General features: G+C 33.4%; 12 protein-coding genes and 2 tRNA genes. 11 read left to right on the top strand and 3 right to left on the bottom strand.

The genetic code is table 11. The annotated features are described in order from the left end of the window. The first annotated feature begins 234 nt into the window (after positions 1–234). The 6 genes from B0A65_RS08855 (at position 235) to B0A65_RS08880 (ending at position 4,732) form a co-directional block, all read left to right on the top strand. On the top strand, positions 235–453 hold the full coding sequence (locus tag B0A65_RS08855; protein ID WP_074660534.1) for a hypothetical protein: 219 nt from the start codon (positions 235–237) through the stop codon (positions 451–453). Between the two features lie 185 nt (positions 454–638). Continuing rightward, positions 639–1,313, top strand: coding sequence for a response regulator transcription factor (locus tag B0A65_RS08860; RefSeq protein ID WP_074660535.1), 675 nt, complete (start codon positions 639–641; stop codon positions 1,311–1,313). Between the two features lie 10 nt (positions 1,314–1,323). After that, complete coding sequence (locus tag B0A65_RS08865; RefSeq protein WP_242670254.1) at positions 1,324–2,661, top strand: sensor histidine kinase; 1,338 nt, start codon at positions 1,324–1,326, stop codon at positions 2,659–2,661. A gap of 103 nt (positions 2,662–2,764) precedes the next feature. Beyond that, positions 2,765–2,947, top strand: coding sequence for a hypothetical protein (locus B0A65_RS08870; RefSeq protein ID WP_074660537.1), 183 nt, complete (start codon positions 2,765–2,767; stop codon positions 2,945–2,947). 176 nt (positions 2,948–3,123) lie between these two features. Next, positions 3,124–4,359 carry a metallophosphoesterase gene (locus B0A65_RS08875; RefSeq protein ID WP_074660538.1) on the top strand — a complete coding sequence of 412 codons (1,236 nt, stop codon included), beginning with the start codon at positions 3,124–3,126 and terminating at the stop codon, positions 4,357–4,359. A 70-nt stretch (positions 4,360–4,429) separates the two neighbouring features. Further along, on the top strand, positions 4,430–4,732 hold the full coding sequence (locus B0A65_RS08880) for a thioredoxin family protein (protein ID WP_026983729.1): 303 nt from the start codon (positions 4,430–4,432) through the stop codon (positions 4,730–4,732). A gap of 28 nt (positions 4,733–4,760) precedes the next feature. On the opposite strand, the gene B0A65_RS08885 is transcribed toward B0A65_RS08880, so the two are convergent. Both B0A65_RS08885 and B0A65_RS08890 read right to left on the bottom strand, forming a co-directional pair. After that, positions 4,761–5,399, bottom strand: coding sequence for a polysaccharide deacetylase family protein (locus tag B0A65_RS08885; RefSeq protein WP_074660539.1), 639 nt, complete (start codon positions 5,397–5,399; stop codon positions 4,761–4,763). A 95-nt stretch (positions 5,400–5,494) separates the two neighbouring features. Then, complete coding sequence (locus B0A65_RS08890; protein WP_074660542.1) at positions 5,495–8,776, bottom strand: glycosyltransferase family 117 protein; 3,282 nt, start codon at positions 8,774–8,776, stop codon at positions 5,495–5,497. Between the two features lie 245 nt (positions 8,777–9,021). Here B0A65_RS08890 and B0A65_RS08895 point away from each other — a divergent pair. Next, a tRNA-Gln gene (locus B0A65_RS08895) sits at positions 9,022–9,092 on the top strand. Positions 9,093–9,359: 267 nt separating this feature from the next. Then, positions 9,360–9,430, top strand: a tRNA-Gln gene (locus B0A65_RS08900). A gap of 80 nt (positions 9,431–9,510) precedes the next feature. Here the strand turns inward: B0A65_RS08900 and B0A65_RS08905 are convergent. Continuing rightward, positions 9,511–10,335 (bottom strand): universal stress protein, encoded by an 825-nt coding sequence (locus B0A65_RS08905; RefSeq protein ID WP_074660545.1) that lies wholly within the window; start codon positions 10,333–10,335, stop codon positions 9,511–9,513. A gap of 177 nt (positions 10,336–10,512) precedes the next feature. On the opposite strand from B0A65_RS08905, the gene rimP reads away from it, so the two are divergent. From rimP to infB, 3 genes are read left to right on the top strand one after another with little or no spacing between them, the layout of a single operon-like run. Beyond that, positions 10,513–10,977, top strand: a complete 465-nt coding sequence (rimP, locus tag B0A65_RS08910) for a ribosome assembly cofactor RimP (RefSeq protein ID WP_074660612.1) — start codon at positions 10,513–10,515, stop codon at positions 10,975–10,977. 13 nt (positions 10,978–10,990) lie between these two features. Then, positions 10,991–12,244: a transcription termination factor NusA gene (gene nusA, locus B0A65_RS08915; RefSeq protein WP_056190461.1), complete on the top strand. Its 1,254-nt coding sequence runs from the start codon at positions 10,991–10,993 to the stop codon at positions 12,242–12,244. 48 nt (positions 12,245–12,292) lie between these two features. After that, entirely contained in the window at positions 12,293–15,175 is a 2,883-nt protein-coding gene (infB, locus tag B0A65_RS08920) for a translation initiation factor IF-2 (protein ID WP_074660546.1), read from the top strand. The last annotated feature ends 50 nt before the right edge of the window (positions 15,176–15,225 follow it).

Below are 15,225 nucleotides of genomic sequence, written 5' to 3' on the forward strand. Positions count from 1 at the left end.
CATTTTATTAATTCAACGTCCCCTTATATGTGCTGCTATATTGTTAACCAAACTATTGGCGCCCTGTTGAGCGCCACTATTAAATGAACTTATATAGCTTATATGGTCCACCTGCGCAAACCGTTAATGTCAAGTTAAAGTATTTATAGTGATGCATTTCTTCATTTAGCCTTCATTTTACAGGGGTACATTTGATCTGTAAAATAAAAGGTATTAATTTAAATCTTAGAAATCATGAGAAATTTATTGATGTTATTAGTAGCGGTTTTAGGAACAAGTGTAATGGTGCATGCATTTCCTCCTGCTGTAAAAGTTGGCCCTGCAAAAGAAGTAAAAGAACTTCCTGCAAAAGAAGTTAAAGCTACAAAACACCCAAAAAACAAAGCTGATAAAAAAGCAAAATCAGCAAAAACAGAAGCTCCAAAAGCAGAAACAGCGAAAGTGAAAAAATAAGCATTGCTTTTGTTTTGTTTTCGAAGAATTCTAAAGGAGACAAAACAGGAATAATGGTTATGGAATGTGGATGAAAAAGCTGATGAAGAAATTTGTCAGCTTTTTTTGATTCGTTAATTTTTTAATAATGCGTAGCAGGACTTTTTTTAATTGCTTAAATTTAGTTACGCTTAAAAGCTGTTTTTATGAATATTTTAATTGTTGAAGATAATAAAGAACTTGCTGTAGAGGTTTACGATTTTTTGTGTAACGTTGGGTACATATGCAAAATAGCGAATAATTGCAGTGATGCTCTTGAAGAAGTAGCAAGTAACGATTATGATGCAATGCTGCTTGATCTTGGTTTGCCTGACGGAGATGGTTTTGATATTTTGAAAACCATTCGCAAAACTAAATCTAAAATGGCTGTAATTGTCTTAACGGCACGAGGCGAATTAGATGACAGGATAAATGGTCTGCATTTGGGTGCCGATGATTATTTGACGAAACCATTTGCGTTAACCGAATTAAGTGCAAGATTGTTTGCGGTTATCCGTAGAATCCATGGTTTTACTTTGAACAATTTAGAAGTACACGGATTTTTATTACAACTTCAGGATTATAAAGTTAGTTATAATGATATTCCAATTAGCTTAACTAAAAAAGAATTTGATATTTTTCAATATCTGGTTTTGAATAAAAATCGTGTTATAACAAGGTTACAACTAACAGAACATATTTGGGGAGATATTTTAGAAGTCAATTCTGATTCCAATTTTATTGATGTGCATGTTCGAAATCTTCGAAAAAAACTGGATAAACACACTTCTATAGATTGGTTCGAAACGGTTCGAAATGTGGGTTATCGTATAAACGAATAAATAGGTTTCTGTGAAAATAAAACACCAATTAGCCATTTTTAATGCACTAACGCGATTGTTGGTGATTTTGGTTTTGTGGTTAATGCTGCCTATTTTGGTTGAAAATGTGGTATACAGACACATTAATAATGGATTAGTAGAAAAAAAGAAAAAATTTATTGATCATCTAAATAAAAAAGAAATCAATGATTTTATCGAAAATTCAGATGATTCTACCGAAACGTATTCTCAGTTTTCAACTTTGCATAGCGAATTTTTGGTGCTTTCTAAAATTACCGGGAAACCGCATCAGAAAAAAACAACTTTCAGTAACGATTACCGGATAATTGAAGGCGAAGAAAATGAATACCGAATCCTGCAGTATCATTTCACTTATGAAAATCAAGGTTATCAATTGGAAATAGGAAGCAGTTTAAGTGAAGTAAACGATCTAACTTTTATCATTCGGTTGTTTATTATTATCGTATTGGTTGTTATTCTTTTAGTCACTTTTCTGGCAGATACTGTTTATATCGAATATTTGCTCAAACCTTTTTATAAAATTATTGATACTAAAATTAGGCGTGTCAACGAACCTGAAGCTTTTGATCATACTCCTATTAATGCAAAATCACGCGATTTTAGAGAATTAGATTTGGTTTTAAACCAGATGATGGATCGTATTGGGGAGCTTTTCAAAAAAGAAAAACAATTTATCTCTAATGTTTCTCATGAACTTTTGACTCCAATTGCTTTACTTAAAAACAAGTTTGAAAATTTATTGCAAAATGATTCTTTAGATGACAATGCAATTGATAAAATTGCCGGAGCACTAAGAACTTTAGATATGCTGAAAAAAATCATCAATAATTTATTGTTGATTTCCAGAATTGAAAACAATCAATATGAAGCGAATGAAAAAATCAATTTTAAAGAGATTTTAAATGATTTGCAGGAAGACTTACAAGATCGAATCGAGGATAAGGAAATTCAGTTTTCAAACCAGATTAAACATGATTTTATCTTCACAGGAAATAAAACGTTGATTCATATTTTGATTTATAATTTAGTAACCAATGCCATAAAGTATAATAAGCCGGAAGGCAGTATCGTAGTTGAAGATGGTTTTAATAATGGTCAATATTTTATTGCCATTAAAGATTCTGGTATTGGAATGAATGCTTCTCAAATCGAAAAAGTATTTAATAGGTTTACCCGAATAAGTTCTGATCAGGACGGGCAGGGTTTAGGACTTGCCATTGCCGAAAGTATTGCTGTTTTTCACCGAATAGAAATTAAGGTTACTTCTGAAATTAATGAAGGATCGAAGTTTACGCTTTTGTTTCCTGAAGTGCATTTGCATAATTAAAAGTTAAAATTTCAAAAGTATTTCAATCTTCATTTTGTCTTCATTTTCCGATTATATCTTTGAGCTATAAATAATAAGATAATAATCATAAAAACTTAAAATCATGAAAAAATTAGTAATGTTAGCAGTAGCTGTTTTAGGAACAACTGCAATGGTAAGCGCTCAAACAACTCCAGCACAAACAACTCCTGTAAAAGAAGCTAAAGCTCCTAAAAAAGACAAAAAAGCAGACAAAAAAGCTAAAAAAGCAGAAGCTAAGCCAGAAGCAGCAAAAGCTCAAAAATAATACAGCATAAGTTTATTTATAGACTTTATTGTGGATTAAAAGGTTTTAAAAAATTTGGTAGAAAAGAAGCTGGTGGAGAAATTTACCAGCTTTTTGTTGTTATTTGAGTTAAATTTTTGATAATAAAAAGCAATAAAATTTTCATTCTTTGTTACTTTGCTTAAAACTACACCTACATGATCTTTCGTTTTGTAATTCTTTGCGCTCTATTTTTATTTATTGAGTTCTATTCTTATCAGGCTTTTCGAACTTTAATCAAATTAAGATGGGTTTTGATAAGTTATCAGGTTATAAGTTTACTTATTTTAATCTTTATAATTTATTCTTTCTCGCAAGTAGATCGTTCTGTTGGCCAAACCAAACAGTTTATGTTTACTACAGGTTTGATGCTATTGGTATATGTTCCAAAAATTGTAATGACACTTATTTTATTTGGTGAAGACATCTTTAGAGTGGGGGCAAGCATTTTAAATTACTTTATTTACAATGCTCCAAGAAAAGAAATGATGCCGGACAGACGAAAGTTTGTAAGTCAAATCGCATTAGGTTTGGCTGCAATACCTTTTTTATCCTTAATATATGGAATTTTCGAAGGGAAATATAATTTCAAAGTAATTAAACAAACAGTCTTTTTTCCTGATTTGCCAGATGCTTTTGATGGCTTTAGAATTACTCAGATTTCAGATGTTCACAGTGGAAGTTTTGATAATCCGGAAAAGATAAATTATGCGATTGATCTGATCAATCAGCAAGAAGCAGATATGATTTTGTTTACGGGTGATATTGTAAATACTCATGCAAAAGAAATGCATCCTTGGCTGGAAACTTTTAATCGTATTAAAGAGTATAAATACGGTAAGTTTTCTGTTTTAGGGAATCATGATTATGGTGAATATGTTACCTGGCCTTCTGAGAAGCAAAAAAATGAAAATTTTCAGGAGATTAAGAAGCTTTATGGGCAAATAGGATTTAAATTAATGTTGAATGAACATACTTATATTCAAAAAGGTGATGATAAAATTGCACTTATAGGAGTAGAAAATTGGGGTGTTAATTTTAAAAAAGCAGGCGATTTAAATAAAGCATCACAAAATGTTCATCAGGATGATTTTAAAGTCTTAATGAGTCATGATCCAAGTCATTGGGAGGCTGAAATTAAAAACCATCCTAAAAACTTTCATTTAACATTGGCAGGCCATACACACGGTATGCAATTTGGAATAGAAATTCCTGGTTATTTTAAATGGAGTCTTGCGCAATATATTTACAAACAGTGGGCAGGATTATATGAAAACGTTGGCCGCTATGTTTACGTAAATCGTGGATTTGGTTTCCATGCATATCCAGGACGAGTTGGTATCATGCCTGAAATTACAGTCATTGAACTAAAAAAAGGTAACAATGTGGCTTAATTCGTTAAAAATGCTACATTTGTATTAATTATCTCTTTTTAATAGATTAAAAGAATTAAATTTTTGGTTTATGTCAAAATTTGGAGAACTTATAAATGCCCAAGTTCCAGTGTTAATTGATTTTTACACAGATTGGAACGAATCTTCTGTATCAATGCATCCTGTTATTAAGGATGTAGCTGCTGCACTTGGCGATAAAGCCAAAGTAATTAAAATTGATGTAGATAAAAACCAGGAGCTTGCTGAAGCCTTGCGTATAAAGGGACTTCCTACTTTAATGATTTATAAAGAAGGTCAAATGATCTGGAGGCAATCAGGAGAACTTGATGCAAATACTATTATCGGAATTGTTCAGGATCAATTCAATATCTAATTAAAATTCCCTTTTGGTTGGTGTTGTTTTAATGAATAATATCAAACTTATATCCGTTTTCTTTTAAGAAGTGTAAAGTTTTAGGTAACGCGAATTTTAAATTATGCGATGCTTTTATACTGTCATGAAATACAATTACGCTTCCGGATTGTACATTCTTAGTTACGTTTTCAAGACATTTTTCCGGCGTAATGCTCTGATCGAAATCGGCACTTAAAACATCCCACATTACTATCTTGTAGCCTAAATTTCGTAAAATTTTAGATTGTGCTTTTTTTATTTTCCCGTAAGGAGGGCGAAATAATAAGCCGTTCAGCCTCTTTTCATCAGATAAAATAGAAGCACAGTTCTTTACATTCTCAATGTAATCATTTGTTTGACTCTTCCATCCATTGATATGGTTCATGGTGTGATTCCCAATAGAGTGCCCTTCTGCAATTAATCTTTCAAATAAAGAGGAATTTGCATGGATGTTTTTTCCAATACAAAAGAAGGTTGCTTTTGCATCAAATTTCTTTAATTCAGATAAAACCCAATCTGTAACTTCTGGTGTTGGGCCATCATCAAAAGTCAGGTATATTTTCTTTTCTTGATTTGGAATATCCCAACAATACTTAGAGAACACCCTTTTTATAAATGAATTTGTTTTTACCCAATAAAAGCTCATTGTGAGATGATTTAGAGATATGTAAAAATAAAAAATGCAGCGCTATTTAACTAGAAGCGCTGCATTTTTTTAATCAGTATATTTTCCGTATATTATTATTCTTTTTCTCTACCAAAACGTTCGAAAACATTTACATACGTATTGAAGGTAATTTTATGTTTTTCGTAGAATGCCTGGTCTTTGTTGTGCTTCATAACGTGTAAAAGGCTTCTGTAACGCTCAATATCAGTTATAATATCCATTGCTAAGTCAGTTTGGTCGCCTGGAGTCAATGTTGCATAATAATTTAAGTTTTCTTTATATTTCTGAACTAATTTATTTAGCAAGTCATGTGCTTTTGCGGTCTCTCCAACTTTATAATATCCATTTGCAAATGGCTCTACAAGTGAATAGTATCCAAATTTATCCAAAGGTAATTTTGTCATTGCAAGGTTAATCACATTTTTGGCTTTGTCAATTTTGCCTTCTGCAATTAATTCATCACTTAAACGAGATAAATTAGTGCGGTATGTAATACTGTTTCTTCTTGTTTCAGGATCGTGGTAGATTTTATCGCTATCACTATTACCCCAATCCCATTTCATTACAATATTATACATTTTATCTGCATCAATTTGCCCCATATCCATTGGTCCGCCATCTTTTGAAGGAACATTTCTAATTGGAACCAGTTTATAAACCATTCCATCTAATTGAAGGTAGTCTTTTAACCATAAATAATCTTCATCGTCAAAAGCGCCACCACTAAAGTAAATTGGTCTTTTCCAGTTGTTATTTGCTAAAATATCAAGCATCATCAGGCGATTTTTGTAAATCGCACTTCCTTTAATATCGATATCCATATAGGGAACGATAGAATCATTGTATCTTGGATTTACAACTTTATTCCTGATGATAAGATCTTTATCAACGGGAACCCTAATTTTATTAGTTGGATAAAAATGAATCGTTTGTCCGTTTTGTAAACCAACAGTCGATTTTGGATTTTTAATAAAACTAATAAAGTCATTGATGTTCCAACGGGTATCAATTTTTTGAATATATGCCACGTAATCTAATTTATCTCCTACATATTCGCCATGAGTGAATGATATTGGTAATGGATCAGATTCGTATGATTTGGCTTTCATTTGATCAATATACCAATCTGTCATAAACAGACTAGTATTTACGATTTTTACATCTGTTCTAATGCCTTCAATTTCCTGGGCATACCATAATGGGAAGGTGTCATTGTCGCCAATGGTAAATAGAATAGCGTTTTTATCGCAAGAGTTCAAATAAGCTTTTGCCATTGCAACTGCAGTATATCTGTTTGATCTGTCATGATCATCCCAGTTTTGAGAAGCCATTAAAACAGGTGCAGCTAGTAAACTTGCTGCGATAATAACCGGACCTGCGATTTTAGGTGCAATGTATTTCTGGATGCTCTCGTACAAGGAATAGACACCAAAACCTATCCAGATGGCGAAGACATAAAAGGACCCTACAAGTGCATAATCTCTTTCACGAGGTTCAAAAGGTCTTTCGTTCAAATAGATTTTCAGTGCGATACCAGTAAATAAAAACAACGCTAAAAGCACGTAAAAGCTTTTAAGGTCTTTATTGGCATGATACATTATTCCGATAAGGCCTAAGATAAAAGGAAGGAAAAAGTAAACATTTCTTCCTTTGTTGTTTAAAACGTCTGAAGGTAAATTATCCTGAGAACCTAAATGTAATGAATCAAGAGCTTTGATTCCGCTAATCCAGTTTCCGTCAAGATTATCATATTTGCCTTGCTCATCACTTTGGCGTCCTACGAAATTCCACATTAAATATCTCCAGTACATGTATCCAAATTGATATTCAAACATGAAACTGAAGTTGTCCGCAGTTGAAGGTTTTTCTATGATTAAATAAGCTTTGTAACTATTTAGAAACTTAACATAACCTTCATTGTCAATTTGTTTTTGAGCATAAGCTTTTCTGAATTCAGAAACTGTTTTTTCAACTTCGTTTCTTAATTGTGCAGTAGCTTTACTGTACTCTTCTTCACTCAATTGACTGGCGTCAATTCCGTATTTAGCTAAATCATCTTCATAAGGATAATTAGGGTTAATTTTAAATGCAGGAGGATTGGTGAAGCTGATGTAGTTTTGAATGTGCCCAGTTTCAGTACTCCACATTCTTGGCAGAATCGTTTTTTGATTGTCATCACTGTTCTGATCTGCGTTTTTATAATTGTTGGTAATGATGTATTTACCAGTTTTATAATCTCTTTCGTAGTTTGGTTTTTTATCCAGGTAGGGCGTTTTTTCGTCCAATCCAGAGAAAACTTCAGTATATTGAGGGCCATAAAATAAAGGGTTGACACCGTATTGCTCACGATTGTAATACGCTAAAACCTCAGTTGCATCAGAGGGTTTGTTTTCATTTATTACCGTATTGGCATTTGCACGTACAGGTAGCATTATCCAGGTAGAGAAACCAATTAGAATAAATAAAACACAAAGTATAATAGTGTTGTAAAAAATCAATCCTTTTTGCTTTGTATACTTTAATCCAAAATAGAAGAAAGCAATAAAAAGCAACGCTACAAAAATAGTTCCTGAGTTAAAAGGAAGCCCCATGCTGTTTACCATGAAAACTTCAGTTTTACCAAAGAAAGCCATGGTTAGTGGTAAAAGTAATTTGAAAATGAATAATAAAATTGCAATTACTACGGCATTTGCAATAATGAAATTTTTGATTGTAACTTTTTCGTAATGTTTAAAGTAATATAGAAAACCAATTGCAGGGATTGTCAATAAAGCCATAAAGTGAACGCCAAACGAAAGTCCAACAACAAGTGAGATAATTAATAACCATTTGTTGCCTTTAGGTTTGTCCATGTCTTGTTCCCAACGAAGACCAAGCCAGAAAAGCAATGCAATTAACAACGAAGCCATTGCATAAACTTCTGCTTCAACAGCGTTAAACCAGAAACTATCAGAGAAAGTATAGGCAAGTGCTCCAACAAATGAGCTTCCTAAGATGACAATTGAATTGTTTTGATCGATTTCTGCAAAACGAGCTACAATTTTTTTCAAAATCATAGACGACGACCAAAACATAAATAAAATAGTAAAGGCACTAGAAAAGACAGACATCATATTTACCATCACCGCTACATGTTGATTATCTATAGCAAACATGGCGAAAAAAGCGCCCATCATTTGGAATAAAGGTGCTCCCGGAGGGTGGCCAACTTCTAGTTTGGCAGCTGTGGCAATGTATTCGCCACAATCCCAGAAGCTCATGGTAGGTTCGACAGTTAGTGTGTAAGTAGTTAAAGCGATTGCAAATGCAAACCAACCAATAATTGTATTCCATTTATTGAAATTGAATTGTGCCATATTTAGGTGTTAAAATTTTGTATGTTTTCTATTCTACAAAGAAAATGTTTTTTTGTGTAAAGAAACGAGCATTAACATAAAATTCTATAAAACTATTTAATTAAAGTAATGTATTGTTTGTGAAATACTTGTGAAATTATTATGAGTTTTTGCGAAAAAAAAACGAGTAAAAAACATTTTTTTTCGCAAAAAAGTTTGCGTAAACTAAAAAAAGCTTTAAATTTGCACTCGCTTAACAGCATTGCTGGTCTATGGTGTAATGGTAACACAACTGTTTTTGGTGCAGTCTTTCAAGGTTCGAGTCCTTGTAGACCAACATAAAGCCTCTCAATTGAGAGGCTTTTTTTATGCCCTGTTTTTTCGGGTAATTTCAAAATTTATGATCTGAAATAAAGTGGAAAAGATTGGTGGTTGGCTAAAGAAAAAAGTAGTATGAAAACCTGTATGGGTTGCTAGAGAAAAAAAATAAAAGTGAGAAAGAGCTTGAGAGGCAGTGTTTTATTAATGTTTGTTAATGCTTCTGTTTAAAAAGTTTGCATAAACTAAAAAAAGCTTTAAATTTGCACTCGCTTAACAGCATTGCTGGTCTATGGTGTAATGGTAACACAACTGTTTTTGGTGCAGTCTTTCTAGGTTCGAGTCCTAGTAGACCAACGTAAAAAAGCCTCTCATTCGAGAGGCTTTTTTTATGCAAAAAAAAATATTTTTGTAATTTTAAGTGATGAAAATCTAATTTAGATTTTTAACGTTATAACGGGTCTTACGGCGTGGTTTACTAAGCCTTCGCTAATACTGCCGTTGAAAAAGTGTGCGAAGCCAGTTCTTCCATGGGTGCACATTCCAATAATATCTGCGTTTATACTATTGGCAAAATTGATAATTCCTTTTTCAATATTTGTATCGTTGTAAATTTGAGTTGTGTAATTAGTGATGTTGAATTCGGTTACGAAATCTTTCATTGCTTTTTCAATAACATGCGTTGGTTTGAAGCTGTTTGGTGTGCAAATCGTAACAAGATGTATTTTTGATTCAAAGAATTTGGTGAAATTTAGTAGTTTTTCGAATGGTTTTTTTGTTTCTGCAGAAAAATCAGAGGCAAAAACAATGTTGCTTCCATTAAAGTTAGAAATATCTTTTTTAATAACTAAAACCGGGATTTCTGAATTCCGAACGACTTTTTCAGTATTAGAGCCAATTAGTAATTCTTCAACACCAGAAGAGCCATGTGATCCCATGATTATTAAGTCAACATCATAATCTTTACTCACTTGTGTGATTCCGTGAATTGGTTTGTCCATTTTCACAATTTCAGTAATAGGAATTCCGTCCAGATAGGGTCTTGACGAGATTTCGTCGAGCATTTCGTTTGCTTTTTTCATAAAAAGAATGGTTTCCGGAATACTTGCGCCGCCTAAAATGGCATCATTCATTTGGTGGGGTAATTCAAGCATGTGTAGAACGATGATTTCTGAATCGTTTTTTTTGGCAATTTGGGCAGCAACTTTTAGGGCATCTTCTGCATGTTCTGAAAAGTCAGTAGGGACTAAAATTCGTTTCATAATTTTTTGAGGTTAAATTATTTGAATAATCCGTGATTTTAATGCTTCTATAAAGATAAGAAATATTTTTAGAGCAATCAATTTATTTTGATTTATAAAAAAAACACTATATTTGCACCGTTATTTATTAAAATCTAAATAATGAGGGGACTAAGTGTCCCCTCTTTTTATAAAATTATGACATTTAAAGAAAAAGTAAACGGATTAATTGCAGAAGCTCTTCTGGAAAAGCCTTCAGTCTTTTTGATTGATTTATCTATTTCAGATTCTTTCAAAATTAGTGTTGGTTTAGACGGAGATAATGGAGTGGCGCTACAGGATTGCATTGATATCAGTCGTGCAGTCGAGAATAATCTGGATCGTGAAGAACAGGATTTTTCGCTTGAAGTAGCATCGGTTGGAGTAGGATCTCCTCTGAAATTCACAAGACAGTACATCAAAAATATTGGTAGAACATTGATTGTTACTACAAATGCTGAAAAAATTGAAGCAGAATTAGTAGAAGCTAACGATGTTTTTATAATTTTGTCTTGGAAAGCAAGAGAACCGAAAAAAGTAGGAAAAGGAAAAGAAACAGTTCAAAAAGAGCAACAAATACCTTATACAGAAATTAAAGAGGCAATTGTTACAGTAACATTTTAATTAAAGAATTCGCATGGAAAATTTAGCATTAATCGATTCATTCTCAGAGTTTAAAGATAATAAACTTATTGATCGTGTAACGCTTATGGCAATTTTAGAGGACGTGTTTAGAAATGCATTAAAGAAAAAATACGGTTCTGATGACAACTTCGACATTATCATAAATCCTGATAAAGGAGATATGGAGATTTGGAGAAGAAGAGTAATCGTTGCTGACGAAGATCTTGATTTTGAAAATGAAGAAATTACCTTGACTGAAGCAAGAATGATTGAAGCAGATTTTGAAATTGGTGAAGAGGTTTCTGAAGAAGTTAAATTGATCGATTTAGGAAGAAGAGCTATTTTGGCTTTGCGTCAAAACTTAATATCTAAAATTCACGAACACGATAATACAAATCTTTACAAACAATTTAAAGATATTATCGGTGATATTTATACTGCAGAAGTACACCATGTGCGTCCTAGAGTAGTTATCTTGGTTGATGATGAAGGAAACGAAATAGTACTTCCGAAAGAAAAACAAATCCCATCTGATTTTTTCCGTAAAGGAGATAATGTTCGTGGAATTATTGAAAGCGTTGAATTAAAAGGAAACAAACCTCAAATTATCATGTCCAGAACTTCTGAGAAGTTTTTAGAGAAGTTATTTGAACAAGAAATTCCTGAAGTATTTGACGGATTGATTACAGTTAAAAATGTAGTGCGTATTCCTGGCGAAAAAGCAAAAGTTGCGGTAGATTCTTATGATGATAGAATTGATCCTGTTGGAGCTTGCGTAGGTATGAAAGGATCTCGTATTCATGGGATCGTTCGTGAATTAGGAAACGAAAATATTGATGTTATCAATTATACAAGCAATATTCAATTGTTTATTACAAGAGCTTTAAGCCCTGCTAAAGTTTCTTCTATCAAAATTGACGAAGAAAACAAAAGAGCTGAAGTTTTCTTGAAATTAGAAGAAGTTTCTAAAGCAATTGGTAGAGGAGGTCACAATATTAAATTAGCTGGTCAGCTAACGGGTTACGAATTAGATGTTATTCGTGAAGGAGATGTTGCAGGAGCAACGGCTGATGAAGACGATGTTGAATTAACAGAGTTTTCAGACGAAATCGAAGACTGGGTAATTGAAGAATTTGCTAAAATAGGTTTAGATACTGCAAAAAGTATTCTAAAACAAGAAGTAGAAGATTTAGTAAGAAGAACGGATTTAGAAGAGGAAACTATTCTTGACGTTATGAAAATACTAAAAGAAGAGTTTGATAACTAATTATCTACTCTAACAACACAACGAAAAAGGTAATAATAAAAAGGTTATATGTCTGAAGAGAGAGTAATAAGAATAAACAAGGTTTTAAGGGAATTAAATATTTCGTTAGAAAGAGCTGTTGATTATCTAAAAGATAAGGGAATTGCTATTGATGCAAATCCGAATGCGAAAATTTCTGATAGCGAATTTAATATCCTACAAAGCCAATTTGCGGGCGATAAGGGGAATAAGGAAGCTTCTAAAGAGGTAGGAGAAGAGAAGAGAAAAGAAAAAGAAGCTTTACGTGTTGAACGTGAGAAAGAAATTGAGGACAAACGCAGGCAAGACGAAGAGCGCCAAAAGCAGCAAGAGATTATAAAAGCGAGAGCTGTTGTAACTGCACCTGTTCAAGTTGGTAAAATTGATTTAAATCCAAAGAAACCTGCAATTGTTTCTGCTCCTGTTGAGGAACCTGCGAAAGTAGAAGAACCAAAAGCAGTTGTTACTCCAGCTCAACCAGAAAAACCTGTTCAAAAAGAAATTGTACAGCCTGAGCCAGTTGTTGCTCCTGTAGTTTCTGAAGAAAAAAAGGTAGAAAAACCTATTATTACAGAGAAAAAAGAAGTAAAAGTAGAAGCTCCAAAAGTAGTAGCGCAAGAGCCTGTTGTGTCAACAGATCCTGCAACTGCTGAAGAGACCATTACTACTCAATATCAAAAATTATCTGGAACGACTCTTACTGGACAAACAATTGATTTATCTCAATTCAATAAGCCTAAGAAAAAGAAAGAAGATCCGAAGATAGTACCTAATAAACCAGGTGCTCCGGGAGCAGGAAATAACGCTAACAAAAATAAGCGTAAAAGAATAGCTCCGAAGCCAGGTACTCCAGGTGCGCCAAAACCTGCTACAGGTAATGCGCCGGGAACACCAAATCCTAATAAAATTACACCAAACACTGGTGGTGGAGGTTTTAATGCTAACAGAAGTGCAAGACCTGGTTTTGTAAAAGGAAACCGTCCTGCAATTGTGGCTAAAGTTGAGCCTACTGAAGAGGAAGTAAAAAACCAAATTAGAGAGACTCTTGAAAAACTTCAGGGTAAAGGTGGTAAATCTAAAGCTGCTAAATACAGAAGAGATAAAAGAGATACACACCGTCAGAAATCTGATGAGGAGCAAAGAGCGATTGATGAAGGAAGTAAAACTATTAAAGTTACAGAATTCGTTACAGTTGGTGAAATTGCAATCATGATGGATGTGCCGATTACTAAAGTAATTGGGACTTGTATGTCACTTGGAATCATGGTTACCATGAATCAACGTTTGGATGCTGAAACTTTAACTATTGTAGCTGATGAATTTGGTTATGAGGTTGAATTTATTACAGTTGATATTGAAGATGCCATTGAGGTAGTTGAAGATAAAGAAGAAGATTTAGTAGTTAGAGCGCCAATCGTTACTGTAATGGGTCACGTCGATCACGGTAAAACATCTTTACTGGATTATATTCGTAAAGAAAATGTTATCGCTGGAGAGTCTGGAGGAATTACACAACACATTGGAGCTTACGGAGTAACTTTAGATAATGGTCAAAAAATCGCATTCTTAGATACACCGGGGCACGAGGCGTTTACCGCGATGCGTGCACGTGGAGCTCAGGTTACCGATATTGCTATTATCGTAGTAGCGGCAGATGATGATATCATGCCACAAACAAAAGAAGCAATTTCTCACGCACAGGCTGCGGGAGTACCAATTATATTTGCTATCAATAAAATTGATAAACCAAATGCTAATGTTGAAAAAATCAAAGAGCGTTTGGCTGGTATGAATTTACTTGTTGAAGATTGGGGTGGAAAAATTCAGTCACATGATATTTCTGCAAAAGTTGGAACAGGAGTAAAAGAATTACTAGAGAAAGTTTTATTAGAAGCTGAAATTTTAGATTTAAAATCTAATCCAAACAAAGCAGCTCAGGGAACTGTAGTTGAAGCTTTTCTGGATAAAGGAAAAGGATATGTATCAACAATTTTAGTTCAACACGGAACTTTAAAAGTTGGAGATTATATGTTGGCTGGTAAGCATCATGGTAAAATTAAAGCTATGCATGACGAACGTGGGCATATCGTTAAAGAAGCGGGTCCTTCGACTCCGGTATCAGTTTTAGGTTTAGATGGTGCAGCTACTGCAGGGGATAAATTCAATGTATTTGAAGACGAAAAAGAAGCAAAACAAATTGCATCAAAACGTTCTCAATTAATGCGTGAACAATCTGTACGTACACAACGTCATATTACCCTTGATGAGATTGGACGTCGTATCGCTCTTGGTCAGTTTAAAGAATTGAACGTAATCCTTAAAGGAGACGTTGATGGATCTGTTGAAGCATTATCAGATTCATTCTCTAAACTTTCGACTGAAGAAGTTCAAATTAATATTATCCATAAAGGTGTTGGAGCAATTACTGAAACTGACGTTATGTTGGCTTCTGCTTCTGATGCAATCATTATCGGATTTAACGTTCGTCCTGCAGGAAATGCAAGACAACTTGCAGATAAAGAAGAAATCGATATCCGTTACTATTCTATTATCTACGCTGCTATCGATGACTTGAAAGATGCGATGGAAGGAATGTTAGCTCCTGAGATGAAAGAAGAAATTTTAGGAACTGCTGAAATCCGTGAGATTTTCAAAATTTCTAAAGTTGGTTCAATTGCAGGATGTATGGTGATGGATGGTAAAATCATGAGAAGTTCTAAAATTAGAGTTATCAGAGATGGAGTAGTAGTGCATACAGGTGAGCTTGTAGCATTGAAACGTTTCAAAGATGATGTTAAAGAAGTTTCTAAAGGTTATGATTGTGGTATTCAGATTAAAGGTTACAATGACATTGAAGAAAGAGATGTTATTGAAGCATACCATGAAGTTGCTATTAAAAAGAAATTGAAATAATATTCAATGATTATATTTTAAATCCCCAATGAAAATTGGGGATTTTTTGT

The organism is Flavobacterium frigidimaris (genome assembly GCF_002217275.1).
GTDB classification, from domain to species: domain Bacteria; phylum Bacteroidota; class Bacteroidia; order Flavobacteriales; family Flavobacteriaceae; genus Flavobacterium; species Flavobacterium aquidurense.

Excerpts from the sequence above, each read along its gene's own strand:
- B0A65_RS08880 (WP_026983729.1), top strand. The coding sequence starts at position 4,430 with ATGTCAAAATTTGGAGAACTTATAAATGCCCAAGTTCCAGTGTTAATT.
- B0A65_RS08860 (WP_074660535.1), top strand. The coding sequence starts at position 639 with ATGAATATTTTAATTGTTGAAGATAATAAAGAACTTGCTGTAGAGGTT.
- B0A65_RS08870 (WP_074660537.1), top strand. The coding sequence starts at position 2,765 with ATGAAAAAATTAGTAATGTTAGCAGTAGCTGTTTTAGGAACAACTGCA.
- B0A65_RS08885 (WP_074660539.1), bottom strand. The coding sequence starts at position 5,399 with ATGAGCTTTTATTGGGTAAAAACAAATTCATTTATAAAAAGGGTGTTC.
- B0A65_RS08905 (WP_074660545.1), bottom strand. The coding sequence starts at position 10,335 with ATGAAACGAATTTTAGTCCCTACTGACTTTTCAGAACATGCAGAAGAT.
- nusA (WP_056190461.1), top strand. The coding sequence starts at position 10,991 with ATGGAAAATTTAGCATTAATCGATTCATTCTCAGAGTTTAAAGATAAT.
- rimP (WP_074660612.1), top strand. The coding sequence starts at position 10,513 with ATGACATTTAAAGAAAAAGTAAACGGATTAATTGCAGAAGCTCTTCTG.
- infB (WP_074660546.1), top strand. The coding sequence starts at position 12,293 with ATGTCTGAAGAGAGAGTAATAAGAATAAACAAGGTTTTAAGGGAATTA.
- B0A65_RS08890 (WP_074660542.1), bottom strand. The coding sequence starts at position 8,776 with ATGGCACAATTCAATTTCAATAAATGGAATACAATTATTGGTTGGTTT.
- B0A65_RS08855 (WP_074660534.1), top strand. The coding sequence starts at position 235 with ATGAGAAATTTATTGATGTTATTAGTAGCGGTTTTAGGAACAAGTGTA.
- B0A65_RS08875 (WP_074660538.1), top strand. The coding sequence starts at position 3,124 with ATGATCTTTCGTTTTGTAATTCTTTGCGCTCTATTTTTATTTATTGAG.